Source organism: Anaerofustis stercorihominis DSM 17244, assembly GCF_000154825.1.
In the GTDB taxonomy this organism is placed as follows: Bacteria; Bacillota; Clostridia; order Eubacteriales; family Anaerofustaceae; genus Anaerofustis; species Anaerofustis stercorihominis.
Window position 1 is genome coordinate 223,668 of the sequence record NZ_DS560019.1, and the last position, 26,259, is coordinate 249,926.

The 26,259-nt window shown below is 30.6% G+C and carries 23 protein-coding genes; 2 read left to right on the top strand and 21 right to left on the bottom strand.

Annotated features, from left to right (window positions below):
* The 4 genes from ANASTE_RS05725 to ANASTE_RS05740 form a co-directional block, all read right to left on the bottom strand.
* Complete coding sequence (locus ANASTE_RS05725; protein ID WP_007050031.1) at window positions 1-753, bottom strand: M15 family metallopeptidase; 753 nt, start codon at window positions 751-753, stop codon at window positions 1-3.
* A 2-nt stretch (window positions 754-755) separates the two neighbouring features.
* On the bottom strand, window positions 756-1,790 hold the full coding sequence (gene vanG / locus ANASTE_RS05730; RefSeq protein WP_039945211.1) for a D-alanine--D-serine ligase VanG: 1,035 nt from the start codon (window positions 1,788-1,790) through the stop codon (window positions 756-758).
* A gap of 250 nt (window positions 1,791-2,040) precedes the next feature.
* Entirely contained in the window at window positions 2,041-2,889 is an 849-nt protein-coding gene (locus ANASTE_RS05735; RefSeq protein WP_007050033.1) for a patatin-like phospholipase family protein, read from the bottom strand.
* A gap of 124 nt (window positions 2,890-3,013) precedes the next feature.
* On the bottom strand, window positions 3,014-4,180 hold the full coding sequence (locus ANASTE_RS05740; protein ID WP_039945214.1) for an aminotransferase class I/II-fold pyridoxal phosphate-dependent enzyme: 1,167 nt from the start codon (window positions 4,178-4,180) through the stop codon (window positions 3,014-3,016).
* 184 nt (window positions 4,181-4,364) lie between these two features.
* On the opposite strand from ANASTE_RS05740, the gene ANASTE_RS05745 reads away from it, so the two are divergent.
* A complete protein-coding gene (locus tag ANASTE_RS05745; RefSeq protein ID WP_007050035.1) occupies window positions 4,365-4,802 on the top strand; it encodes an HD domain-containing protein in 438 nt (145 codons plus the stop codon).
* Window positions 4,803-4,892: 90 nt separating this feature from the next.
* On the opposite strand, the gene ANASTE_RS05750 is transcribed toward ANASTE_RS05745, so the two are convergent.
* The 5 genes from ANASTE_RS05750 to ANASTE_RS05770 form a co-directional block, all read right to left on the bottom strand.
* The gene (locus tag ANASTE_RS05750) at window positions 4,893-5,243 is read right to left on the bottom strand and encodes an Hpt domain-containing protein (RefSeq protein ID WP_007050036.1); all 351 of its coding nucleotides are present in this window, start codon (window positions 5,241-5,243) and stop codon (window positions 4,893-4,895) included.
* 19 nt (window positions 5,244-5,262) lie between these two features.
* Entirely contained in the window at window positions 5,263-7,623 is a 2,361-nt protein-coding gene (locus ANASTE_RS11380; RefSeq protein WP_007050037.1) for a bifunctional diguanylate cyclase/phosphohydrolase, read from the bottom strand.
* A 97-nt stretch (window positions 7,624-7,720) separates the two neighbouring features.
* Window positions 7,721-8,137: a hypothetical protein gene (locus ANASTE_RS05760; RefSeq protein ID WP_007050038.1), complete on the bottom strand. Its 417-nt coding sequence runs from the start codon at window positions 8,135-8,137 to the stop codon at window positions 7,721-7,723.
* A gap of 179 nt (window positions 8,138-8,316) precedes the next feature.
* A complete protein-coding gene (locus tag ANASTE_RS05765; RefSeq protein WP_039945217.1) occupies window positions 8,317-11,814 on the bottom strand; it encodes an FILTED domain-containing surface protein in 3,498 nt (1,165 codons plus the stop codon).
* Window positions 11,815-11,990: 176 nt separating this feature from the next.
* Window positions 11,991-12,821 (bottom strand): prephenate dehydratase, encoded by an 831-nt coding sequence (locus ANASTE_RS05770; RefSeq protein ID WP_007050040.1) that lies wholly within the window; start codon window positions 12,819-12,821, stop codon window positions 11,991-11,993.
* A 450-nt stretch (window positions 12,822-13,271) separates the two neighbouring features.
* Here ANASTE_RS05770 and ANASTE_RS05775 point away from each other — a divergent pair, with 450 nt between their 5' ends.
* The gene (locus tag ANASTE_RS05775; RefSeq protein ID WP_007050041.1) at window positions 13,272-14,465 is read left to right on the top strand and encodes an AfsR/SARP family transcriptional regulator; all 1,194 of its coding nucleotides are present in this window, start codon (window positions 13,272-13,274) and stop codon (window positions 14,463-14,465) included.
* A 41-nt stretch (window positions 14,466-14,506) separates the two neighbouring features.
* Here the strand turns inward: ANASTE_RS05775 and ANASTE_RS05780 are convergent, their stop codons facing one another.
* The 12 genes from ANASTE_RS05780 to ANASTE_RS05835 form a co-directional block, all read right to left on the bottom strand.
* A complete protein-coding gene (locus ANASTE_RS05780; RefSeq protein WP_039945675.1) occupies window positions 14,507-15,565 on the bottom strand; it encodes a type IV pilus twitching motility protein PilT in 1,059 nt (352 codons plus the stop codon).
* Complete coding sequence (locus ANASTE_RS11385) at window positions 15,561-16,001, bottom strand: hypothetical protein (protein WP_052294598.1); 441 nt, start codon at window positions 15,999-16,001, stop codon at window positions 15,561-15,563. Before ANASTE_RS11385 ends, ANASTE_RS05780 begins: the two co-directional genes overlap by 5 nt.
* Window position 16,002: 1 nt before the next feature.
* A complete protein-coding gene (locus tag ANASTE_RS11390; protein WP_007050044.1) occupies window positions 16,003-16,383 on the bottom strand; it encodes a hypothetical protein in 381 nt (126 codons plus the stop codon).
* Complete coding sequence (locus ANASTE_RS05795) at window positions 16,373-16,876, bottom strand: DUF4860 domain-containing protein (RefSeq protein WP_007050045.1); 504 nt, start codon at window positions 16,874-16,876, stop codon at window positions 16,373-16,375. The genes ANASTE_RS11390 and ANASTE_RS05795 overlap by 11 nt, the downstream gene beginning before the upstream one ends.
* A gap of 5 nt (window positions 16,877-16,881) precedes the next feature.
* Window positions 16,882-17,211 (bottom strand): hypothetical protein, encoded by a 330-nt coding sequence (locus ANASTE_RS05800; RefSeq protein ID WP_007050046.1) that lies wholly within the window; start codon window positions 17,209-17,211, stop codon window positions 16,882-16,884.
* 4 nt (window positions 17,212-17,215) lie between these two features.
* The gene (locus tag ANASTE_RS05805; protein ID WP_039945221.1) at window positions 17,216-18,247 is read right to left on the bottom strand and encodes a type II secretion system F family protein; all 1,032 of its coding nucleotides are present in this window, start codon (window positions 18,245-18,247) and stop codon (window positions 17,216-17,218) included.
* Between the two features lie 12 nt (window positions 18,248-18,259).
* The gene (locus ANASTE_RS05810) at window positions 18,260-19,237 is read right to left on the bottom strand and encodes a transglutaminase-like domain-containing protein (protein WP_007050048.1); all 978 of its coding nucleotides are present in this window, start codon (window positions 19,235-19,237) and stop codon (window positions 18,260-18,262) included.
* Window positions 19,238-19,338: 101 nt separating this feature from the next.
* Window positions 19,339-20,796: a lipopolysaccharide biosynthesis protein gene (locus tag ANASTE_RS05815; protein ID WP_007050049.1), complete on the bottom strand. Its 1,458-nt coding sequence runs from the start codon at window positions 20,794-20,796 to the stop codon at window positions 19,339-19,341.
* A 13-nt stretch (window positions 20,797-20,809) separates the two neighbouring features.
* Window positions 20,810-22,522 carry an asparagine synthetase B family protein gene (locus tag ANASTE_RS05820; protein WP_007050050.1) on the bottom strand — a complete coding sequence of 571 codons (1,713 nt, stop codon included), beginning with the start codon at window positions 22,520-22,522 and terminating at the stop codon, window positions 20,810-20,812.
* 71 nt (window positions 22,523-22,593) lie between these two features.
* Window positions 22,594-23,850, bottom strand: a complete 1,257-nt coding sequence (locus tag ANASTE_RS05825; RefSeq protein ID WP_198004103.1) for an O-antigen ligase family protein — start codon at window positions 23,848-23,850, stop codon at window positions 22,594-22,596.
* Window positions 23,851-23,981: 131 nt separating this feature from the next.
* On the bottom strand, window positions 23,982-25,121 hold the full coding sequence (locus tag ANASTE_RS05830; protein ID WP_007050052.1) for a glycosyltransferase family protein: 1,140 nt from the start codon (window positions 25,119-25,121) through the stop codon (window positions 23,982-23,984).
* Window positions 25,122-26,258, bottom strand: coding sequence for a DegT/DnrJ/EryC1/StrS family aminotransferase (locus tag ANASTE_RS05835; RefSeq protein ID WP_007050053.1), 1,137 nt, complete (start codon window positions 26,256-26,258; stop codon window positions 25,122-25,124).
* Window position 26,259 lies beyond the last annotated feature (1 nt).

A 26,259-nucleotide genomic window follows, 5' to 3' on the forward strand; every position in this document is an offset into this window, starting at 1 on the left:
TCAGGATCTCCATAATGTCAATATATAACCATCGACATTATTTCCCGAAATAACATACGGAGAGTTATCGGGTATAGATATTAAATTTTTTTCGCTTTCGAAGCATATATATGATATTTCTATATTTAAATTTTTATCTTTAACAATAAGGGATTTTTTACCATATTTAAAATCCTTTATAAATTCAATATACTCTTCCAGCACCATATTTTTATCCGTGATTATTTTGGAATGAGGAAAGCCCACATATCTGAAATGCCAAGGTTCCGCTGATATTCCAGTTACCCTTTCTTTCTCTTTTATATATCTTTCAATAAATCCGAATGCGGGAGCCTTTTCTCTAAACTCTTTATATATACCTTCATTAGGGAAATCGGGTCTTATAAAATCAATATCCCCGTTATTCTTTGCTAAATCTATAGCAAATCCGGTCTGATGTTCACTGTGCCCGGGAAGAGCCACATATTTATTTGTAAAATCTTCTCCGTTTTCATTAAGAGAATTATTGTAAATCTCTATTTGTTCTTCAAGCGTTCTATATCCGCTTACATATGCTATCTCATCAGTGCTGCCAATTTCAAACAGCAATTCTTTTAATATATAATCAACATTCTTATTTAAGTAAACCTTACTGTCTTTATCTATTTGGCATATATTTTCGTAAGGAATTATTTCCCTAATAGGATTATCCTTATTTACCAATATAAGTTCCCCGCTGAATACCTGATTTCTATCTAAGCACAACTTTTTCATGATTACACCGCCAATGAAATAATTTTATTTACTATTTCATCAAAATCCATACCTATACCTTTAAGCATATTAGGAAATCTGCTATGAGCTGTAAAGCCGGGTATAGTGTTGACTTCGTTAAATACAATATCTCTATCTTTCGTTATAAACATATCAATACGTGCAAAATCCTTACAGTCCAATATTTTATATATTTTCAGTGCGGTTTCTTTAATGACTTTTGCATTTTCTTCGGTTATCCTTGCAGGCATGTGTATTTTAGAAGTTTTTAAATTATACTTTTCAACATAATCAAAAAATCCTTTGGAAAGTTCTATTTCATCTACTTCGCCGATTATCGGCTTTTCATTACCAAGCACGGCACATCCGACTTCAAAACCGTCGATATTTTCTTCCAGTACTACTTTATCATCGTATTCAAAAGCCTTATCGACCGCTTTAAATAAGTCTTTTTTATCTTCAACTTTTGTAATACCAAAAGATGAACCTGCTTTTAATGGTTTTACAAATATCGGAAAACCTAAATATTCAATATGATTACTGAAATCATTTATGCTTTTATTAATCAAAACAGATTTAGGCACTTTAATCCCCATGCTTTCAACTAACTTATGAGCCCTGTATTTATCCATACATAAAGCCGAAGATAATACACCGCAGCCGATAATAGGTATACCGCCAAGCTCCAATAATCCCTGTATCGTTCCGTCCTCTCCGTTTTTCCCATGTAATATAGGAAAAGCAGCGTCTATATGTATTATTATTAATTCATCATTTTTAAAAACGACAATACCATGCTCTGATGTATTTCCCGATATCAAAGCATCATAACAATTCTTATCCAAATGCCAAGTATCATTTCTTATCTTTTCAATATCACCTTCATATAAATAAAAATCTCCGCTGCGACTAACTCCAATTAGTTTTATATCATACAGATCTTTGTTTATTGAATTAATAACGGAATAAGCTGATTTAAGAGATACATCGTACTCCGGAGAATTCCCGCCAAACAGTACCAAAATAGATTTTTTCATTTTATCACTTCCTAAAATCATTTTTTAAAACTAAATCAAATACTTTGCAAAGATTTTATTTATAAAAAAATATCAAATTTAATATTAATTACTAAATTTGATATTATTATATATTTTTTATTAAATTTAATCTTGAAGCCTCGTTTAAGATAGTATTAAAAATAATTTCTTATTTATTAACAAGATTTAATAATCTATTAACAATAATTAAATATGTATTAAAATAAATAAAAAGCTATAAATGAGTAGCCTAATTTGACAAGAAACCAATTAAATCATCATAACTGTTTTTCGCGTCTTTATAACCCAAATCATACAGTGCTTTCAGTTTATCCCTGTCTTTTTCCAGTCTTCCTATATTCATATTTTCGCTGGGTCTTATAACAAATGCACTTCCCTTATTTACTTCTTCATCTATTATACCGAGAGATTCATTATAATTAATATGTCGCTTAGCTGTAGCATTTACAAAATCAGGATACTTTCTATACTTTATTTTTATCATAGGAAGCAGTTTATTTTTACTTTTTTGATATCCCTCAGGCTGAGTAAGAACTACAACATTTTTTTTATTACCGTCTTCAATGGATTTTCTAATCGGGATAGAATCGGAAATACCTCCGTCTAAATATTCTTTTCCGTTAATAGGTACATTCCTTGATAAAAGAGGAAGTGAACTGGAAGCTCTTACATATATGATATCTTCATTCATATCATTAAGCTTTATATATTCCGCTTTTCCCGTTTCTATATTGGTAACGACCGCATATAAACTACCTTCAAATTCATCATAAGTCTTAAAATCAAAAGGATATAATTCATTTGGGATTATATTATATAACATATCCGCACCGAAATAATCCCCGGTAGTAATCAAACTGTAAAAGCTTGCATATCGTTTATCATCAAGATAATCTACATTTACTCTGTAAGCTCTGTTTCGTTGTTTGGCTAAATAAGAACATGCATGGCATATCCCCGCAGAAACTCCATAGTTATTTTTAAAATAAATATCTTTATCAATAAAAAAGTCAAGTACACCGGCAGTATAGATACCTCTCATTCCGCCGCCTTCCAATATAAGTCCGCTGTTATACATAATGCCTCCATATAAAATATTTTATATTATATCACTAAAATTTGATATTTAAAATAATTTAATTTGATTTAATAAAAATAAGTATTTATCCAAATCAAAAAAGCTCGGTCAAACCGAGCCTTATTTATTTTAAAATGTTTGATTTATCTATACTTTCGATGGCCTTTATTATTTCCTCTTCGTCCTGAACAAGAGCCATCCTTACATAGCCTTCTCCTGAAGGTCCGAATGCACTTCCCGGTGTGACCAATACTCCGGTTCTATCTAACAGGTCAAAACAGAATTTTTCCGAAGAAGTATATTTTTTAGGTATTTTAGCCCAAACAAACATTGTTGAAGAACATCTTTTTATATCCCAGCCTATACCGCTAAGCCCGTCACAAAGTATATTTCTTCTCTTTTCATATGCCTTTCTCGTAACCTCAACGCAAGACTGATCTCCCGTTATGGCAGCTACGGCAGCTTTTTGGACGGGAAGGAACATACCGTAATCCATGTTTGATTTCAGTTTGCTTAAGTTACTTACCACGTCTTTATTACCTACACAAAACCCTACTCTTGCTCCCGCCAGTCCATAAGTCTTTGAAAGAGAGTTAAATTCAACTCCAACGTCTTTAGCACCTTCAAACCTTAAAAAGCTTCCGCATTCTTTACCGTCAAACACCAAATCGCTGTACGCATTATCGTGAAGTACGATAATATCATATTTTTTGGCAAAGTCTATTAAATCCTTGTAAAAGCTGTCCGGTGCCATTGCAGTCGTAGGATTATTTGGATAAGATACTATCATCAATTTAGCTTTTTGTCTTATATCTTCTGTTATATCATCGAGATTGATAACATATCCGTTCTCTTCTCTTTGAGGCATATAATATAGCTCCGCCCCAGCAAGCTTAGGTCCGTCAGCAAAGACAGGATAACATGGGTCGGGAACTAGAACAACATCTCCCGTATCAACAACGGAAAACGAGATATGAGCAAGTCCCTCTTGTGAACCAAGCAAAGACTGAACTTCCGTATCAGGGTCCAAATCAACTCCGTAACGATTTTTATACCACTTTGCCACTGACTCTTTTAAATCCTCTTTATCATTCAACGGATACAAATAGCTGTTTATATCCTTAGCCTGTTTGGTCAAAGCATCAATAATATGCTTTGCAGGAGGTATATTGGGTGTACCTACACTCAAGTCAACTACATGCATCCCTTCCTTTATTTTTTCTTCTTTTAAATTAGCAAGTTTAGAAAAAATCCCTTCTGTGAACATATCCATCCTTTTTGCAAATTTCATTAATATTCCTCCTAGTTTGATACTTGCTATAAAATATAATGTAATAACCAAAGAAAAGTCTATCACATCTGTTTATTATATGCAATTAAAAAAATAATGTTAGAACCTTGTCAATATATATACTTTATTACGATTTAAAGTTATAATATGAAATAATAAAAAAATCATATTGAAGGTAAAGCATATGGATATAAATTCAGCTATGATAAAAAAAGCTATTAATTTAGCTTTCAGTGCACATGAAGGACAAACAGATAAAGGAGACATGGCATATATAATGCATCCTTTTTATATAGCAAGTAAATTAAATGATGAAGATGAAATCATTACCGCACTTTTGCATGATACGCTGGAAGATAGTGACCTTACAAAAAAAGACTTAATAAATGCAGGGTTTAATACTAATATAGTTGAAGCTGTCGATACTTTAACAAGAAATAATGAGGATTATTTTTATTATATCAGCAGGATAAAGAAAAATAACCTTGCAAGAAAAATAAAAATACTGGATTTAAAACATAATATGGACTTATCAAGACTCGATAAAATAACAAGTGAAGATATCAAAAGATATGAAAAATACAAAAAAGCAATTGAAATATTAACAGACAATAAAGAATAAGCGAGTACTTGTGATATTCGTATTAAGATATCTAGTGCAGTGCAGTAAATATTTGTGCCAAAATAATAAAAAAGACCTTATTGGTCTTTTTTATTTATATTTCTTTATTATATTTACAATCCTGTCATATTCATCTTCTATCTTTTGCATATCTTTTTCAATTTCATGATCATTGGCTCTGATTTTTATTACTACATTATCACATTCTTTATATAAATCAGTCATACCTAAATTAGCACTTACACCTTTTAATGTATGTACGCCAACTAATACCTTCTCAAAATCCTTTTCGTTTAAAGCTTCTTTTGCCTCATTAAAGCTCTTATCATCCACAAATTTAAGTATAAATTTCGTACAAAGCCCTTCATTTCCGGCAAATCTTTCAATGACGGATTTAATATCTACGCCATTTTCATTCAATTCATTTAAAACACCATTCATAACTTATACATCCTCTCGCTTAACTTTTACTTTTGTCTACCTTTTCGAATTGATCCAATACTGCAATAAATGCTGATATCAAATCATCCGAAAAAGCCCCGCATTTTCCGTTTATTATCATTTCAGAAGCTTTTGAATGAGAAATAGGATTTCCGTTAGGAGTTCCCATAGTAAGCGCATCATAAACATCTATTAGCCCGACTACTTGAGCAGACACTGGAATATTATCCCCTTTTAAACCATAAGGGTATCCTTTCCCGTCATATCTTTCATGGTGATACAATGCTATATCTCTGCTTGCTATATAATACTCATCTTTCGTTTCTAAAATTTTTGATAAAAATTTAGCACCTTGAATAGTATGTGTCTTCATTATCTCATTTTCTTCATAATTTAAAATCGAACCCTTTTTAATTATATTATCCGGGACTGCTATTTTACCCAAATCATGAAGTGCCGCTGCTTCCGTTATTACATCTATTTCTTCTTTACTAATATCGTACTTTGAATTGTTTATTTTTACAAGTGCTTTTAATAAAATATTAACATATTTTTTTATTCTGTTTACATGTCCCCCGCTTTTCAAACTTCTGAATTCAATTAAAGTACTCAAATTGGATAATATCCTTGACTGGCTTTCCTGAAGAGATTTCATCTGTCTGTCTATTTTTTTCTTTTGCTCATCAACTAAATTGACTAAATGATTACGATATTTAAATAAGTCAATTAAGTTCTTGGCTCTATTCTTAACTTCAAAATTATCAAAAGGCTTTCTCATTATATCCTCAACACCTATTTGATAGATCATATCGTTCATATTTTCAGAAACACCTGCTGAAATAACTATAACAGGTATATCTTTTTCATTGAGCTCATTACGAAGTATAGTTAAAAATTGAACCCCATCCATTTTAGGCATGACTATATCAAGTAAAATAAGCACTACCTTATTTTTATTCTCTTCCAATACTTTTAAAGCTTCCTCACCGTCAGCAGCCATTAATATATTATATTCATCCTCAAGGGCTATTTTTAGAATTTCTCTGTTTAATTCTTCATCATCTACAATTAAAATACTTTCTCTTTTTTTAATTTCTTTTTTTATCTTTTCCCTATTTTCTTCTCTTTTAGGTTCATTGCCGCTATAACAAATCACCTTTTCATTTTTATTTAATTTAGCCTGATACATTGCAATATCCGCTTTTGAAAATAATGCTATATAATCCTTACCGTCATTGGGATATATACTTATTCCAATACTGACACTTATAGGGAAAGGATCGTTCATTAATTTATCTTTTAGTTCGTTTCCTTTTCTTATTATAATGTCGTTATCTGCATTCTTTAGAAAAACAATAAATTCATCCCCGCCTATCCTTCCTATGGTATCTGTAGAACGAAAAGTATTATCCAGTATTTTCGCAATCAGCGTTATTACGCTGTCACCTTTTTTATGTCCGTAAGAATCATTGATGTTTTTAAAGTCATCTACATCTATTACCAATAATCCATGTTTATTTTCTTTATCATTTGAATTCTCAATAAGTTCTTTTATAATAGATTCACTGGCAACTTTATTCAAAATACCTGTCAGAGGATCGAGGCTTAATTGCTTTTCAAGCTTTATCCTGGCTTGCTTTTCACTTTCTATAACTGAAAACCTGCCAATTATTTTATTTAATTTTTTATTGTCATCCCTTAAATAAAAGTAACTCATTTTAAGCCAAAAAAATTCGGAATTATTTAATCTGCTTCCTCTATATTCAAAACTTCCTTTATCACTTTTACTTCTGCCTTCAAAAATATTTTTAAATTTAGTTATATAATCCGGATGAACATGCCTATCGATATTATATTTTATAAAATCAGAAGTAACAGCAGGAATATCTTTTTCCTGAGCCTCATCGAAAGGGATAGTTATGGTGTCAAAAAAACAATCATATTCAAATTGTACATCTTTAGAAATAGAATCTATCAATTTTGATGTCTCAATTTTAGATACGAGTCTATTGACAACCTGCTTTTGTTTATTTATATCTACCAAAACAAAAATGATCTTTGGACCATTTTCTTCGTATGCGAGTTTTAGCCTGACTAAAACCCATTTTTCATTATTACCTTTTAATCTAACTTCAAATTCACTGGAATATTCTTCCTTAAATTTAAGAGCATTAAAAATAGCATCTTTTTCTTTATTGAATATTTCTTCTCCGCATAATTCAAATATAACATTTTTTATCTCTGTGTTACTTATTGCTTCTTTATTTATAGATACAATATCATAAAAATTATCGTTTCCTTCTTCAAATTTTATGGTATGTTCATCTATAACAGCGACTTTTAAAACACCAACAGGCAATAAGCTTAATGCATTCTCCATTTCATTTCCTTCCCCGATAAGGAAAAAACCTATTAAGTAAAATACCTCATAGGTTTTTCTCTTTAAAGATTATAAAATTTTGATTTGTATAAGTTTATTATTTAAGAACACTATCCATCAATACCAATAATTCGTAAACGCTTCTGAACTGGCTCACCGTATTATCCTCTACCCAAACGATAGAACCTTGCCATGTAGCATTTTGTCTAAATAAAACTTTGATATTAAAAGTTGCCAAAATTTCCTTTTCTTTAAGTTCTTCTATAGACAGTTCTTCTTTATTTTCCTTATTATCTACAAAAGTCCTGCATTCATTGATTGCCTGAGGATAGTCCATATCATCCATAGTTTGTTCTATTAAGTTTAATAAGTTAAATGTGGATAAAAACTTTTTTTCAACCTTTAAATATGGATTATATAAAGTTCCAATCAAATTATTATTATCATAATTATAAATTTTAACAATACTTGTTTTCATTTCGTTGGGAATAAATTTTGTAGGTGTTAGTGCCATATCAAAAACCCTCTTTCTTAGTATTACTTCTTTTATATTAGTATAATATCATAATTCAGTTACATACCAGTTACAATTGAAATTTAAAATGAGAGTTTTTCTTATAATTTATAATTTTAATAAAAAAAGACCTTAAAATCAAGGTCTTTTTTATAATATCCATCTTTTGCTATTTACACTTAAGCTTCGGCTGTTTCTTCTTCAGCTTCTTCCTTTGCATTTTTATATCCCATTACTAATGTTACTCCGGATATCAATGCAAATACTACCATGAATATAGTCCACTTATCTATAAGAGCCATTGGTAAACTCATATCTTCCGTTAGTATAAATACGATAAGTGCTATTATTCCGTCAACAGCTGCTAAAATCTTTGTAAATAATCTTCTCTTTTTCTTTTCTTCCAAATATTCGTCCGCATCGGCGTATTCAGTTTCATAATATTCCTCTGCGTAATATTCTTCCTTTTTCTTTCTGGCAAATATTAGAAGTACTAATCCTGATATCAAAGAGAAAATAGTGCATAATAGATTTATCAATGCCCAGCTTGCTCCGCCTTCTGCCAAAGGAACTTTTTCGTCCGGAATATTTACGGTCCCTCCGTTATCGAGAGGCGTTACGGCGTCATTTATCGTCGTTGCAGGATTATTGGTTGTCGGTGCATTTGCAGCAGGTGCTGCCGGAGCCGCTGCAGGTGCTCCGCCCCCGTTAACTGTAGTCGTACCTGTCCCGGTTGTTGCGGGAGGTGTCGATTGAGGTGTGGTTGGTCTTGTTGGATTTGTAGGAGTCGGAATTACCAGATTATTTTCCTCTTCTTTATCATAAACAAATACTATTATATTATTTTCAGTATCCATTACTATTGACTGTGTATTACTGCTTACCAATTTATAACCATTTATATTAACTGCTTTTTCACTTACCTTATCTCCGAAAGCAGCTTTCATGATTTTATCATTATATAATCTATTGTTATTTCTATCTACATAATACACTCTGTATTCATAGATATTTTTATTATAAACAAAAGTTATTTCATTATTTTCAACATCTATATCTATCTTTTGTTCATCACTGCCTTGGACACTGTAGCCTTTTATATCTAACGCTTTTTCCACTACTTTATCTTTATACTCGGCGTTACCTTTTTTATCATCAACTAACTTATTTCCGTCAATATCAACATAATGAACGATATAATCATAACTATTCTTTTCATATACAAAGGTTATTTCATTATTTTCGGTATCCATAGTTATACTTTGCTGATCATTTCCCTGTATATGATAACCTTTTATATCTATTGCATTTTCGGTAACTGTTTCTCCATACTTTTTATTTTCATATTTGTCTTTAACTAATTTATTTCCTTCAGTATCTACATAATGAACTACATATGGATAATCATTTGCTTTCCATTCTGCGGTTAAAGTAATATCTTCAGCAGGCATATTGAAATGTGTTCCATCGGAATATCTATTATTATACTTATCATAATATCCTTGAAGAGTATAACCTTTAACACTTATATTACCACCGTTAACTTCAACATCTGAATTAAAATCATATTTTTTATCTTCAGTGAGCATACCTTCCAAAATGCCACCATTAGGAACATTAGCATCATAATTTACAGAATATTGATTAACTTTCCATTTTGCTAAAAGAGTAACATTATTATCAGGCATTGTAAACTTAGCGTTTACATCAATATCAGTTATATTTTCAAGTCCTTTTACCGTCCAGCCATCAAAAGTATATCCTTTAACGTCGATACCCTTGGAATCCGAAACTTCTACACTGGTATTATATTTATATAAAGTTGCCTCAGGTAATTTATCTTCATTGTTAACTACAGCACCTTCATAAGGAGGATTAGCATCGTAACTTACCGCATGCTCGTTAGCCTTATATGCAAATGTTATTACCTTTGCATTTTTATCGCTGCCATCATTTTTTAAGATTTCATTAATAACTATAGGATAATCGGAATTATTTTCTACTAATGTATATCCCTTTATAACCCCCTTGGCTTTAGCATTTACATTAAGAGTACTGCCATAGTCTGCTGTCAAGGTCTCTTTATTTTTTATCTCTTTTTTAGTATCAACATCAATGTACTTTATAACATATTTTGATTTGATCTTTTTAAATTTCGCATATACTACTATATCCTTATTTACCCATTTAAGTTCATGATCTTGAAGTTTTATATCGTCTTTGTAATACCATCCATCAAATTCGTAACCTTCTTCATAGGGATTAACTTCAGGTTTATCCACTCCGGTATTATCTTCTACTTTCGGATAGGATTTAACGACATGATCATATCCTTCAAATATATTATCTTTTATAGAATTATCATATTCATTAATAAAGACAACTTTATGATAAGTGGTAGTATCATATGCGACACCATCTACATGCCATCCGTCAGTACCGTCATATTTAATTACATACCATCTTATAGATATCTTGCCGTTATCTATATCTTTTTCACTGTATCCGGCTGCTATCAATGCTTTTTTCTGAGCTTCCATACTAGGGATTTGTACCAGATTACCATCCCTGTCAACACCGTTTTCACTGGTATTATCGTATATAGACTTACTGATGGATTTATTTATTTTTCCCGCTCCTACGTATTTATAATTTGAAGGTTTATCGGGAGAAGCACTGCCCGGTACATTAGCGGTATTCTTTAAAACATAGAAGTTTGCAGCACCGCTTGATTGCCAAATAGCATATAACTTTGAGTTTTCTTTTAGCTCATAATTATCACCAGGCTTATAAGACACGCCGCTTCCGTTAGATTTTGTATTCCACTCTTTAAATTCGAATCCAACTTTAGCTTTGGGAACTTCATTTATTATATTTACGTTACCCTCTTTTTGAGTTATTTTAGTAAACAATCCATTTCCATTATTTGTCCAATATTCTAGAGTATAATCCTTTTTTTCTTCATCAGGTTTGTTTACGTCCTCAGTATTTTTACCATCCTTTATCCAGCCTGCATATAAATCAAGGACTCCATTATTCGTTTCTATCACCCATGGATTGATAACTGCTTCGGCTCTGTTTTCATAATATCTGCCGTCCCCATTGGGAATTCCTTCTGATTTTTCATAATCTCTTCCGTCTTTACTGTTTACGAACCATCCTGCAAATGTATAACCGCTTCGTACAGCCTTATGATTGTTATAAACATCTACATTAAATGGAGTTGTATAACTCTCAACAACATGATTACTAGGCTTATATGTCACTTCATTTGCAACTTTATCATTTTCATAATGATATGCAATTTTTATCTTATAAGGTTCTTTTTCCCATACCGGTCTGAATACAGTATCAACATCCGGAACGACAAAATCAGAACCTGCTTTTACTACTTTTTCAGTCCAGTTCGTTGACGAATTACTGTACTTCCAGCCTGCAAACTTATAATTAAGTCTTTTAAGCGTACCCGTTCTTATACTTATGGTTTCTCCGACATTATACTTATGAGTTTCAGGGACCTCTCCGGTAACTCCTTCGTCCCATCCTTTTTCATAAGAAATACTTACGGTTTTATCATTTTTACTTTCTATCTCTTTAGCAAAAACATTTGCAGGGATAGTACCTAATATCATTAATGAAATAAGCAATAAGCTTAATATTCTCTTTAACCTTTTCATAGTATCCTCCACAATCTATATAAATACACATTAGTAATAGATTTAATCTTTATTTTATAGTTATAATATCATCGCCTAGTTACATATGAGTAACATATCAAATTTAAAATCAAATAATTAAATTATTTTATTACTGGTAATTTTTTGCAAATAAAAAAGACTATTATAATAGTCTTTTAATTAACAGAATAAAATCCCAAAATCTTTATTTTATAATCCTCTTTTATCTTGTTTATAGTATTAATGATTTTTTCCTTTTGTTTGAAATCTCCGTTTATTTCCAAATAAAAATTATATGTTCCCATATCCAGTTTTGTTGGTCTTGACATTATTGAAACAAGATTTATTTTATTTAAAGAAAATTCTTTTAGTATATCAAATAGTATTCCGGGACGGTCATTATCAGGCATTATATATAAGGGAACTTTTATATCTTTATTATTAGCTATATCTACTTTAAGCGCCCCCTCCCTTACAACTATAAAACGTGTATGATTATTAATCGCATCGGTTACATTTTTAATCTTAAACGGTGCCGATGAATGTTCAAGCATATGACCGGGGATTATTGCGGCTTCACCGATATTTCCTTCTTTTATTTTATCAAAAGATTCCATATTGCTCTCAGTCGTTATTATTTGTACATCATTCAAACTATCAATAAATTTTCTGCATTGTCCGTTTGTCTTGAACTGAACATACAATTTTTTTATATCTTCGATATTTTTAGTATTACTGATCAAAGAGAACTGTACGGGAATACTTATTTCATTTTCTATATAAACATTCATTTCAAGGAGTAAATCCAAAGTCCTTTGAACATAGCCATCCAAAGTATTTTCAACGGGTATAATCCCGACTTCGCATTCTGATCCCACACTATGAAAAGCATCGTCGATGGTTGAATAATAAATTTGTTCTAAATCATTATTAAATTTTTTTATATATTGTATTGATGCACTGTCACTGAAAGTGCCCCTAGGTCCTAAAACCGCAATTTTTTCCACTATGTAATCTCCATATTATAATTTTATATTTTATTATAACATAAAACTCAATATCTAAATAAAAATATCTCAAAGACCTAAAAATTAAAGGGATTTTTATAATATATATACTTTATTTTATAATTAATCTATAAACCTCCTGATTTCTCCTTCTTATGATAAATAATATTTAAATTACAAATAATAATAAAACTTTATAAATAATATTAATGGGGTAACTATATAGTATTATTGATTATATTTTTTAGAAATATAATCAAAATTTATTTACTTATCTTGAGTAAAAATATACAATTATATAAAAGAAAAAAACAGCTTTAAATTCAAATAGGATAGCAGAAAACAGTTGATATTTATAGGCTGATTCAAAGAAATCGCAATACTATACATTAATTGTTCAGCATTGTTTTTCCACCTGATTTAGTGTATAATTATTCTGGGAGATAAGTTATGGATAATAATTTAAAAATTAAAATGCTGGGAGAATTTTCAATTTCATATAATGATAATACATTGAACGACTCTACGAGCAGGTTTAAAAAAGTATGGTCATTACTTGAGTATCTTATTACTTTTAGAGAAAAAGAAATATCTCAAAATGAATTGATCGAAGTCCTGTGGGAAGATGAAAATCTTTCTTCACCGACAAACAATTTGAAAACTTTGGTACACAGAGCAAGAAATGTTCTGGACAGCTTAGGTTATACCGAAGGGAAAAATATGATTAAATTTTCTAGAGGATCATATCATTGGAATAATGATCTTGATTTTGAAATTGATATTGAGATATTTAAAAACTTGATCGATAAAGCTAAATTCTCCGATAACAAAGATGAAAAATTAGAATATTATTTTAAGGCAATTGATGTTTATAAAGGAACTTTTTTACCTAAAAGTGCATATGAGTCATGGGCTGTCCCGGTAGCTACATATTATCAAAATATGTATATTACCATGATAAATGACATGATAAATATATTAAAAGAAAAAAATGACTATCAGTCTATTTCAGAAATTTGTGAAAAAGCGGTTATAATAGATCCATATGATGAAGATCTGCATTATCATTTGATTTATGCATTAGCAAAAAATGAAAAAAATAAAGAAGCATTGGAACATTACGAATATGTAGTAGACTTATTTTATAAACAGTTCGGACTAAATCTTTCAGACAAACTTACGAGTTTATATAAAACAATATTGGATACCACTAAAAATGTTGAGTTAGACCTAAATATCATCAAGGAAAATTTAAAGGAAAAGACTTATTCCAAGGGTGCTTTTTACTGCGAGCTTGGTTTATTCAAAGAGTTATGTCAGATAGAAGCAAGGTCTATTGCACGAACCGGAGTATCCATTAATTTGGCATTATTTACAATAATAGATATAAACGGAGCTCCTATCAAACAGCATATCATGAATAAATACATGGATAAACTTCATTCTTCAATACAAGAATCTCTTAGGAGAGGAGACGTATTTACCAGATACAGTTTATGTCAATATATAGTAATGCTTCCGTCAACAAGCTTTGAAAATGCGGATATGGTATCGGGAAGGATTGCCAGAGATTTTAAAAAGAAAATTGCAAAACCGGATTTGGATATCAAATTTACGATTTCCCCCCTGGAACCTAACAACTAATAAACAAAAAACCTTATTCTAAAATGAATAAGGTTTTTTGTTTATAATTCTATTCGCTTTGATAAGTTATCGGGATTAAGTGCATAACGTATAGCTACGTCTTTTGATATAACTCCTTTTTTATAAAGCTCCAAAAGACTGTTGTCCATGCTTATCATACCTTCGGACGCACTGGAAACTATCGTTGCATTCAGCTGATGAGTCTTACTTTCTCTTATCATATTTCTTATTGCATTATTTGCATACATTATTTCAAAAACGGGAACCAGTCCTCCGTCTACGGTCGGAACAAGCTGCTGAGAAACGATTGCCTGAAGTAGCATTGCTAGCTGAACTCTGATTTGTGGCTGCTGATTTGCGGGAAAAACATCTATTATCCTATCAACCGTATTGCTGGCACCCAAAGTATGAAGAGTGGATATAACAAGGTGACCGGTCTCTGCGGCAGTCATCGCCGTACTTATAGTCTCATAATCCCTCATTTCTCCAACCAATATAACATCAGGAGCCTGCCTTAAAGAAGCTCTTAAAGCAGATACATAATCCATTGTATCGAATTCGATTTCCCTTTGGGAAATTATTGACTTATCATTTCTATGAAGATATTCTATTGGTTCTTCAAGCGTTATTATATGAGAATTTCTCGAATGGTTTATCCTGTCTATCATACAAGCCAGAGTAGTGGATTTACCGCCTCCTGCAGGCCCTGTAACGAGGATAAGCCCTTTTGTCTTGTTTACTACGTCCATTACATTTTCCCCGATACCAAGCTTCTTGTAATCAGGTATACCAAATGGAACTATACGAATGACCGCGGCAAAAGAACCTCTTTGTCTGTAAACGCTGACTCTGAAACGAGAAAGTCCCCTGATAGTAACGGAAAAATCATCATCCCCCGTTTCAATATACTTATCGATATTTCTATCCGCAATATCAAAGATTTCTCTTATCATACTCTCTGAAACATCAGGCATAACTATTTCACTGTCTATTTCTTTTATAACTCCGTTGACTTTATATGAAAGTCCTCTTCCTGCAATGATAAATACATCAGAAGCATTATCATCTACGGCTCTTTTAAGAAGTTCATTTAAACTAATCACCTAATTCTCCTCCCCAAACGTCAAGTTTATTATTGTAATCTTCACTTGCTTCATTGACTTCTGCCCATTTAACAATCTTCAAATCATTTCCGCTGCGTTTAAGCTCCACAACCAACTTTTTATTTTCATCGATTTTAACACTATATCCGATATAGCTGATTCCATTTATATTCTTTTCATAATCCGCAAAGGAAGCAATGCTTTTACCGTTAGCTATATTATTTTCTATTTTATTTTTGATTTCTGTTGCTTTATAATCGGCTTCATAATATGCTTTTGTTTCATTTGAAACTTTTAAAGCCAAGTTCTTTTCATTTAAAGCAGTTTTATATGCAAGTAAAGAGAAGACCACAAGACACAGAAGAGCAAATATCATAATCAAGGTACTGCTTCCGATATTAATCCCATATTCATTGCTGTTACTTTTCTTCATATTATTTACCCCCATTTCCTACTTTTAAAGAAAATAAGGATTTACTCATATCATTTTCTCCGCTCATATTTACATAAACATTTGCTTCTTCTTCGTTTCCTACAATATATAAATCCAAGTCACCCTTTACGACAACAGTATCATCATCAATTTTTCCGCCAAGTTCTTCCGCAACTTTACTTAAATCTCCGTTATAAGCCTTATAGCATTCAGCTCCGTCCTGTGCAAGAACACATGCATTGTTTAGGTTATCACTGTAATCAGACATTGTCTTTGCGGAGGCAAAAACCTTAAGACAAATACTTGAGCATATAGAAAAAAAGAATATTATCAAAATAAGTTCCATAAGAAACAGTACGGATTTAGACCTCTTATTTTCCATGGTTGGTACCTCCGTATTCGGATTTCAAGGAGATATAAATATCCTTTTTATCTCCCTTATTATCTATGCAATATATTTTCAATAGATTGTTTTTTAATTTTTTAAATTCTATACTTTTGATCGGCACTATATCCTGACCGCTGCTTAATCCCAATTTTTTACCTTCTTCTGCAGTCAGCTCCTTAACGTATCCATCATAATAATAAATAATAGTATTAAATTCTTTTCCATCAATTTTATTTTTAATATATAATGCATTTCTACCGTTAAAATCTTTTATATCAATACTATCTTCCTTATCATTATACTTTACTTTGGAAGATATATAATTAAGACAGGTCCTGCTTTCATATCTGCTGGAAAGTTTAGAAGAAATAGAGCTGTAAGATTTAACACCGCTGGTCAACACCAAAAGAATGCTTACTAAAAATAAGCAAAACATAATAAGTGCCATAGCAGTTTGAATTGTATGAGAATTATTATTATTTTTCATACTACTTACCTTTCTATTATTGTCACATCAGGAAAAATATTTGAAGCAAATATCTGATAGTTCACTTTATATTTGTCTTCATTGATATGTACTCCGTAGTTTTTAGCCAAATAATCAAAATCTTTAGGATATTTACCTTCTATAGCATAACAGCTGACTATCGCTTTATTGATACTGTCTTTTGCTATTTTCATTTCTTCATCTTTACTCTTACTCCCAAGAGAATTTATCCCGGAAATGATAAATATAAAAATGAATAAAAATAAAATTATTCCAAACAAATTGGACTTTATAAGAGAAAATATCCCATTTTCTTTATAAATACTCTTTTTCATATCCCTATCCTATAAGCGAAATTATATTTGCAAGAGGTATCATCACCGATAATAATATAGCTCCGGTTATCACAGCCAAAACAATTACAAGACTTGGTTCCACTTTACTTATCAAACTGTTTATATGCTCTTTCGCTTCCTCTTCGCTTCTGTCGGCAATCTGTTTCATTACCTTATCTACGCTACCTGTCTTTACACCTACACTTAAAAATCTTGCATCTATTTCAGAAAGAAGTTTTACTTCGTTAACAGCATCTGAAAAGCTCATGCCTTCTGACATTCTTCCTTTTAGAGACTTAACCTTTTCTCCCATGTCTATATCATTAGTAGTCTCCATTGATAAATCAAGAGCCTCATCTATTTCCAACCCGCTTCCGAGAGCCATTGCCATTACGGATGAAAATCTTGACTTAACGATTTCTCCGTATAGATTACTTTTTCTTAACTTACTAATAAGTATAGTTTTTCCTTTTTCACTTTTTAAAAGCCAAATAAGTAAAATTATTATAACGGCAACAATGATTATGAAAGGAAGTGCATATTGATTTAAAAACTTTCCTATATTGAGCATTGCAAGTGAAAATCCTGTCAATGTACTGCCCATTTGCTCATATACTTCACTGAATATCGGCATTACCTTAGTTATAAGAACCAATATTACCGCAAGCATCATAACAGCCAGAATAGAAGGGTAGAAAACAGCGTTTTTAATACTGTTATTGAGTCTGTCCATTCTGTCATAATATTCGTATAGGGACTTTAGAGTATCTTCCAAATGCCCTGTTGTCTCCCCTGCTTTTATCATCTTCGTCATATAGTGAGGAAAAACTTTTGAATTATCGATTGCAGTATGTAAATCTTTTCCTTCAAGCAAATCTTTTAAAAGAGAATTTAATAGTTCCTTACTCTCCTTATTGCTCTCCCCTTTGGATAACATACCTATGGATTCATCTAAAGGTACACCAGCCTTAACAAGTAAGTAAAGCTGCTCCAAAAAAGATGAGATATATCTGTCCGTTACTAATTTTTTATTCATATTCATTCTCCTTTAATATACGTACTTTTCTTGATATTTTGTTCCGTCCCCTATATATTCCTGAAGCTCATCTTCATCTTTATAAGAAGAAGAAAAAGTCGGGTCCATCAGGACATAATCTTTACCGTCAAATTTAATTACCTTATCGATTTCTCCGCTTTCTTTGGAATATACATTTACCCATGCGTGATATACTTCTCCGGAGTATCCTATTATAAGCTTAGTCGGTATATCCCGGCTTCTGAGCATTGCCGTCATGACAACAGCATAGTCAAAACAAATACCTTTACCGCTTTCGAGAACACTATCTATATTTGGTATATATCCGCTGGTTTCGCCGTTCAAAACTTTTGCGGCGAGTTCATTATCATAAGATATTTTATCAGTTACATAATTATATATGGTTTCAATAATTTCAAGCTGAGTCTTATCATCTTTTGTTATATCACTTGCAACTTTTATGGTTTCATCATTTTCATCAAACTTTACATATGCATTGGGAAGAAGAAACGGCATGAATTTATCTTTTATTTCAACATCCAAATCAGTTGAATAAACTGTGGAGTATTGATTTCCCGATATATTTTTATATACTCCTACATTATAAGTCCCGCTGCCATGAGGAAATGAAATAGTTTCAAAGTTTCCGTCACCTTCCAAATCATAATTACAGCTTTCACCGTTTGGTGAATTTACCAAAATTTTTAGTCTCTTATCGGTTTTGCCTTTGTATTTGACCATTACATATCCGTCTTTTATATTGGAAGCATCTATTTCGGCTTCATCATTTCCGTAAACTTTTTTACCGTCGGCACTGGGTTTATGGGATATATAAAAAGGAGTTTTATTATTATCAACGGTAGCTGTCTTTGCCTCGGCTCCGCCTGAATTATTTCCTTCATCAGAAGAACATGAACACATAAAAAAAACAAATAAAATACATATCATTATAGATAAAAATGATTTTATTTTGTTACTCTCAAGTGACATAATATTCTCCTTTTTCAAATATTTATTCTATTATATCATTTTATTACAAAAAAAGAAAATGCAGAAAGAAAATAAAAAAGATATATCTTCTGATATATCTTTTATTTCCTCGATGACAAAACAGATTTTATCTTATTAAGCATATATGTATACGCATCTAGTTTTAATATATGACAACCTACAATATAAATCATAATACCTATTATAATCTGTATTATCAATAATAAAATATTTGGGATATTAAGTATTAAGCTTAAAGAATAGACCAATATGGACATTATAACTGCCAAAATCAAATAAGGAATGATATCCCTCCATTGTTCTTTTATAGAGTAGTTTATAAGATACTTATTGGGGAAACCGTTGACAATCGTTGCAACCAAAGAAAACAATATTTCACTCCCAACAATAGCATATACACCAAAAGGAAAACTTAAGCCAATCAAACATAGACCTATCACGCGTTTTATTACTTCCAATTTAAGTGCAACATCACTTCTTCCCAGTGCATTTATGGCTTGAAGATTAGCGGAATGCATAGGATAAAATGCGTATGCAATACAAACAAGCTGCATAAAAGGAACTGCATTTAACCACTTATCCGTAAATAAAATAAGTATCAGCGGCTTTGATACCGCAACAAGACCGAACATTACGGGAAATATCACAAAACAATTAAGTGACATCGTCCTCCTGAGCATTTTTTTCATTTCATCTATTTTGTCCTGTTTAGTTGATAAAACAGGAAGCATAACTGCATTTATAGCACCGGTAAGACCGTTCATAAGACTGGAACCGAGCATATCCCCTCTGTTATAGTAACCGAGAGTATCGGATTTAAAAGCTTTACCTATAATCAGAGTCCTTACATTGGTATAAATAACACTGACTAAAGATGAACAGACAAGCTTCCAGCTGAATGAAAATAACGTTTTTACTCGCTTCAATGAAAATATCAGTTTTGGTCTCCATCTTACACTAAACCAAAGCACTACGGTCAAAACAAAATTATTAACTATTGTAGAAATAGCAAGCGCCCATATACCGGCTCCCGCATAGGCAAGACCGACCCCAGTTATGCCTGACGCAATACAGCCGAGTAAACTTGCCTTAAAATTCTTCTTAAATTCCAGATTTCTTGCTAAGATAGCCTGCTGAACAGTATTAAAGGCACCGAAAACCAATATTATGGCTTCGGCTCTAAGCAAATTTTTAAGTATATCCTGATGATAAAAATCCGCAACGTACGGAGCTACGAAAAATAATATTATGTAGAGGATAAAAGAAGCGGAGATACTAAAATAAAAAATCGAAGAGCTGTCAAGTTCATCAATCTCCGCTTTTTGAATCAAAGCTGTTCCGAAACCGCTTTGAACGAATATTGTTGCAATATTAATAAAAACAGTAATAATAGCTACTGCCGCAAAATCTTCCGGAAACAATTTCCTTGCAAGCAATATTTGTATGATCAGGTTTATTGCTTGTACACTGATACGTTCCATAAATTTCCAGATAAGATTGATTATAATATTTCCTGAAGAAATATTTCTTTCAGCCATACTTTAATTTCCTTTACAATAAATTATAATATTTTATAGTAGCAATTGCTGTTAAAATCTGAGTTTTTTCAGAAGCATTTCCGTTTTCAAATAAATACATTAAATCATTATAAAGATCTTTATCAAAGTCATATTTTACGATTTCTTCGTTAAAATAACCATTTATGAAATTCTGCACATTTTTATCATTATCATACCAATAATTAAATGGATTCATATTGTATTTTGCCCAAGTGTTTTTTCCGATTCCAATTGTATTCGCTAATTTAAATTTAGCCCTTTTTACGATTTCCTTGTATTTTTTCATAAATTTTGGCTCATTAATTCTGGCATTTATATTTTCCCATTTAAAATCGGCAGCCTTAGGGTATTTTTTTAATATCCACTTAAAATAAATATTATGATTTATTCTATACTTAAGAGGGATACTCAAACAAAATTCCAAAAAATCCACATCTAAAAACGGGGACGTTACAATCGTATAATTAGATCTTATCATATGCGTGCTTAAAGCTCCATGAAATCCTCTAATATACATAAGCTGTATCTCTTTATCTTCATAATTTTTAAATTGTTCAGAGTCTATTCTATTTACCAATTTTACAGAATAAACTTTACTTATTTCTTTATCATTAATTTCTGATTCATCTTTTAAAAAAGTCCCAACTATTGCATCACCGACTTGCCCTGTATGTTCAACCCCATATGATTCTAAATTCAGACAATCAAGTAATCTTAAGCCTCCTGATATCCCTGAATAAATACTTAAACCATAATTCATTTTTATTATTTGATCAACATCATATAAAAACTTATGGTCATCTAAAGTTTTTACTAATATCTCTTCATTTAAATAAGATGCTATTTCCTTTGCTATAACTTCATCCAAATAATTAGACTGACAAAAATTTGATATTAACATATTTTTATATCCCAAATCATGTGCAACCCAAATAGTCATTCTAGAATCAAGCCCACCACTCAAATCACAAAAATGTTTATAATTATATTCAATATCCTTTTCAAATTCTCTTTGAACAGCTATACGAAATTTTTTATCCAATAAATCAATAATCTGATTTTCTGACATATTTTCATATTTTTTATAAAAATGAGTTAATCTATGATATGTATGTACTGAAATCTTATCTTTGTTAATTTTTATATATTGTCCAGGTTCCAATCTTTTTATTTGTTTTGCATATGTAGTGTTATCCGGCATATATCCATAAGTTATCATATAATATATTGCATTTTTATCCAAAGATAATTTATTATTAGATGTATTAAAAGCATCTAATACATAATTAAATTGAGAGCCAATAAAAAAAGAATCGTTAATATTGCCATAGAATATGGTGCTATCACCAATATGATTAGTAAAAACGATCCATTCATCTTTTAACTTATAATATATACATCCGGAATAAGGACCTCTAAACTCTTTAAAAAACTCATCGTTAGAAGTTATTACTTCAAATAGTTGGGATAAAGAATCTTTATTATATTTTTTTAAAAGTTCTTGTTTATTTAACAGAATACCTTCTGTTACAACTATTATTTGATCATTTTCAAATAATACCTTATCATCTAAAAATTTATTTAAAGTGTTTCTTGCTATATAATATTTTTTATTATTAAACAAGTCATACTTACATTTTTCATTATTATAATTATTTAATTTATAATTATATTCTTTATTATTACATATAAAAAAACCCAGCATATTTATATTCACTCCAATCAATTATATTTTTATTTATTAAAAATATTAATTTACTGTACATTATAACGTAATTAATCCATATTTTCAATATATATAAATCCTATTACAAAATAATATACTATTGATATTGCACTTATATATGGATAATATACTGATGAAAGGACCATTGTTATCTCGCACCCTATCAGCATAGAACCTATAAATAAGTATTTAATATCTAAATTTCTATTTTTAATTCCTTTAAATATAATTCTTAGTAAATATATTAAAAATAAAATATTCATAATAAAAAAACTAAGTCCAGCAATTATACCAGCAGCATAAGCTACTTGTAAATAAGAATTATGGGAATTCGCTTCGATATATCCACCCTGATAAGGAACTTTTAATTTACCTGCAGGATGCCCCAATAAATTTATATTATTAATATACTTTCCCCAAATCTCAAATCTTCCGGAAGATAGATTATTATCATCTGTTATGCCTTTTTTACTTCTGTCTGCAGCAGAGTTCAATTGCTCAATAAGCGTCATAAATCCCTCGTTTTTACCTTCATCATTAAAAGTAACTATAAATGCATTTCCAAATACATTTTTTTCAATATTAATTATAAAATTATTTACATATGTAAGCATTGAAAATAACATAACAGTCCCGAGAACGGAAGATAATATTATTTTAAATAATCTAAATAAAATTTCTTTTATATTTATCCTATTTATAAACAAATATAATATATAAACAACCCCGATAAATATAAACGATAGATATGTGGTCCTAGATTTAACAAATACAGATAATGCAAATACACACCCAATCAATATTATATTTAAAATCTTATTTGTTTTATCTCCTGCTGCCTCAAATAAATATAATAAAGCAGGGAGAACTATTGTCAGATAAGCACCCAGTCCATTTGGATTTGCAAGGAATGAAGCATACTGCCCGGAAGTCAAAGGAGAGATAAATACAGAAACGATTATCAATAATATAAAACTATATTTTATCCCATTATTAAAACTTAATAAAAATTTGCTATATCCGTTTTCACTATTAAATATTATATAAAAAACAGGAAACAGAACAGCAAAAATCAGAGAACATAATATATATGCCATAACTCTATGTAATATTCCGGAAATCAAGAAAAATCCTGATATAATATATAATAAAATTAGCAAATTTTTATTTATCTCTATTTTTTCTATTTTTTCACTGACACTGAATAAAATAATAACAAAAGTTATAATAACTCCTATCAGTGCGGCAACTGAAGTACTTCCTTTATACACCCCTGCTGTGGATAAAAACATATTTATAAATAGCATAAAAAAGCTAAAAACAACTATTTTAGCCTTAAAATCTTCAGATATATGACGAGTCTTTTCATATATATAATTTATAAAATTCATATATATCCTATTAAATAATTTATCCCCCATAAAATCATCCTCGTTTACTATTTATATAATTTAAGCCAATCCTCTTTTACCGCATTCCATGAATACTTTTTATACAATTCCCGTACTTTACCATTGTTACTGATTTTAATTTTACCGTCGGTAATATCCTTAATAATCATAGGCAATTCATCAAATGAATTATATTTTATATAATCTATACCTATATCATCGAATTCTTTATACATTATCCAAGATGGATTTACCAATATAGAACCTGCGTAAACGCACTCCTGTATAGATGCGGAAAAAGCATCGCTTTCCTGTGCATGAATAAAAATATCTGTAGCAATCCTAAGCATAGCAGACTCATCTTTATTCAAAAAATTATTAATTATTACATGTTTAACATTTATTTTACTGATTTCGTCTATAATATTTTGTCTATATTCATCACAGGTAAGACCATAACTCAGCTGAATAACAATATTTAATTTATCCAAGATGTCACTGTTAAGCTTAGACAGTTCATTGATAACTCTTAAATGCTGTTGTCTTAAACTTCCGTTATAACCTATAGCGACACTTATTTTATCTTTTTCTATATTAAAGAACTCTTTGCATTCATCTTTTGTCTTATGTTTCTTTTCTTCATCTATAACATCATAAATGGATATACCGAATTTAGCCCTTACTATCTTTTCATTATAAATATCACCGAAAACCTCATGAAAATAGCTGTCCATACCATCAGAAGAATAAGATATACATTCCGCTTTATCTAAACAAGGTATTGCTTTCATAAGCTGTTCTCTGGTTTTAGAAAGTAAATCAGACCCCCAGTAAGTACAAACTATTTTTTTACCAAATCTGACTATAAACTTATTTAAGAAAGTAATCATAAAGTTACTTGGAACAGAGTGGATATGAATAACATCAAACATACCATTTCCTGCTTCTTTTTTTACTTTCCTAAACATATTCACTAACGTCTTTAACTTTGGTATACGATCAAATAAAAATGTACCTCTATCTGTTTGTAAAATATTTATATTATGTTTATTATAAAAATCCTTAAAATCTTTATTTATAACACTTTTACTGGCAATAAATATCTCATTACACTCCTCTAAGAGGATATACTCCGTATATTCCTTGATCCAAAAGGAATTTGCATTACCGATTATCAATATTTTCATTTATTTAATTCCGTAAAAAAATTCTTTTATCTTATCGGTTACTCGTAAGATTTCATCATCTTTTAAATAAGGATGCATAGGTAAAGACAAAACGGTATCACAAAGGGAAATGGTATTCTTAAAATCTTCCCCTTTATATTCTAGATAATCAAATGCTTTTTGTTCATGCATTGGTTTCGGATAATAAATCATTGTAGGAATGTCATTATCTTTTAAATATTTTTGTAAATCGTCTCTGACTTTTTTACTATCCAAAGTAATGGTATACTGAGCGTAACTTGAATAAAATCCTTTAGGTATATACGGAGTTTTCACCACTCCCTCAAGTTTTTCACTGTACTTATCAGCTACCCTATTTATATCTTTAAGCTCATATTCTCTAAAGGCTTTCAATTTAACAGATAATATTGCCGCTTGAATGGTATCGAGTCTTGAATTGACACCAATCCTTACATTATCGTATTTCATAGCACCTTTTCCGTGTACTCTGTAAGACTTTAAAAGCTCACATATGTTATCATCATCAGTAAAAACAGCACCTCCATCACCGTAGCAACCGAGAGGCTTTGCAGGGAAAAATGAAGTCGTACTTATATCACCGAAACTGCAGGCTTTTTTACCTTCTATTTCTCCGCCAAAACCCTGAGCACCGTCTTCAAGTATCAAAAGTCCATACTTATCAGCTACTTTTTTTATTTCATTATAATCAGCGGGCAAACCAAATAAGTCAACTCCAACAACAACTTTTGGATTTAATCTGCCGTCTTTTTTTACTTTCAATACAGCATTTTCAAGGCTCTTTGCAGAAATATTAAAAGTATCCTTATCCACATCTACAAATACAGGAGTAGCTCCTATATGAGAAACGACTTCACCTGAAGCAAAGAATGTAAAATCGGGAACAAAAACAGCGTCGCTCTCTTTTATATACCAAGCCATTAAAGCAAGAGATAAAGCGTCCGTACCGTTTGCACAGCTTACGCAGTGTTTAACTCCGACATATTCAGCAAGCTCTTTTTCCAATTCCTCTACTTGCTTGCCGCTTATAAAGTTACAATTAGTCATAACTTCAACAACGGCTTTATCTATATCATCTTTTAATACCTTATATTGTGTTTTTAAATCTCTGAATTCCATA

What these genes read in the sequence shown, in the direction of transcription:
- ANASTE_RS05825 (WP_198004103.1), bottom strand. Translation starts at nt 23,850, where the DNA reads ATGCTATTTATAAATATGTTTTTATCCACAGCAGGGGTGTATAAAGGA.
- ANASTE_RS05795 (WP_007050045.1), bottom strand. Translation starts at nt 16,876, where the DNA reads ATGAAAAATAATAATAATTCTCATACAATTCAAACTGCTATGGCACTT.
- ANASTE_RS11385 (WP_052294598.1), bottom strand. Translation starts at nt 16,001, where the DNA reads ATGAAGAAAAGTAACAGCAATGAATATGGGATTAATATCGGAAGCAGT.
- ANASTE_RS05735 (WP_007050033.1), bottom strand. Translation starts at nt 2,889, where the DNA reads ATGTATAACAGCGGACTTATATTGGAAGGCGGCGGAATGAGAGGTATC.
- ANASTE_RS05745 (WP_007050035.1), top strand. Translation starts at nt 4,365, where the DNA reads ATGGATATAAATTCAGCTATGATAAAAAAAGCTATTAATTTAGCTTTC.
- ANASTE_RS05775 (WP_007050041.1), top strand. Translation starts at nt 13,272, where the DNA reads ATGGATAATAATTTAAAAATTAAAATGCTGGGAGAATTTTCAATTTCA.
- ANASTE_RS11390 (WP_007050044.1), bottom strand. Translation starts at nt 16,383, where the DNA reads ATGGAAAATAAGAGGTCTAAATCCGTACTGTTTCTTATGGAACTTATT.
- ANASTE_RS05765 (WP_039945217.1), bottom strand. Translation starts at nt 11,814, where the DNA reads ATGAAAAGGTTAAAGAGAATATTAAGCTTATTGCTTATTTCATTAATG.
- ANASTE_RS05835 (WP_007050053.1), bottom strand. Translation starts at nt 26,258, where the DNA reads ATGGAATTCAGAGATTTAAAAACACAATATAAGGTATTAAAAGATGAT.
- ANASTE_RS05800 (WP_007050046.1), bottom strand. Translation starts at nt 17,211, where the DNA reads ATGAAAAAGAGTATTTATAAAGAAAATGGGATATTTTCTCTTATAAAG.
- ANASTE_RS11380 (WP_007050037.1), bottom strand. Translation starts at nt 7,623, where the DNA reads ATGGAGAATGCATTAAGCTTATTGCCTGTTGGTGTTTTAAAAGTCGCT.
- ANASTE_RS05750 (WP_007050036.1), bottom strand. Translation starts at nt 5,243, where the DNA reads ATGAATGGTGTTTTAAATGAATTGAATGAAAATGGCGTAGATATTAAA.
- ANASTE_RS05740 (WP_039945214.1), bottom strand. Translation starts at nt 4,180, where the DNA reads ATGAAATTTGCAAAAAGGATGGATATGTTCACAGAAGGGATTTTTTCT.
- ANASTE_RS05820 (WP_007050050.1), bottom strand. Translation starts at nt 22,522, where the DNA reads ATGCTGGGTTTTTTTATATGTAATAATAAAGAATATAATTATAAATTA.
- ANASTE_RS05810 (WP_007050048.1), bottom strand. Translation starts at nt 19,237, where the DNA reads ATGTCACTTGAGAGTAACAAAATAAAATCATTTTTATCTATAATGATA.
- ANASTE_RS05815 (WP_007050049.1), bottom strand. Translation starts at nt 20,796, where the DNA reads ATGGCTGAAAGAAATATTTCTTCAGGAAATATTATAATCAATCTTATC.
- vanG (WP_039945211.1), bottom strand. Translation starts at nt 1,790, where the DNA reads ATGAAAAAATCTATTTTGGTACTGTTTGGCGGGAATTCTCCGGAGTAC.
- ANASTE_RS05725 (WP_007050031.1), bottom strand. Translation starts at nt 753, where the DNA reads ATGAAAAAGTTGTGCTTAGATAGAAATCAGGTATTCAGCGGGGAACTT.
- ANASTE_RS05830 (WP_007050052.1), bottom strand. Translation starts at nt 25,121, where the DNA reads ATGAAAATATTGATAATCGGTAATGCAAATTCCTTTTGGATCAAGGAA.
- ANASTE_RS05805 (WP_039945221.1), bottom strand. Translation starts at nt 18,247, where the DNA reads ATGAATAAAAAATTAGTAACGGACAGATATATCTCATCTTTTTTGGAG.
- ANASTE_RS05760 (WP_007050038.1), bottom strand. Translation starts at nt 8,137, where the DNA reads ATGGCACTAACACCTACAAAATTTATTCCCAACGAAATGAAAACAAGT.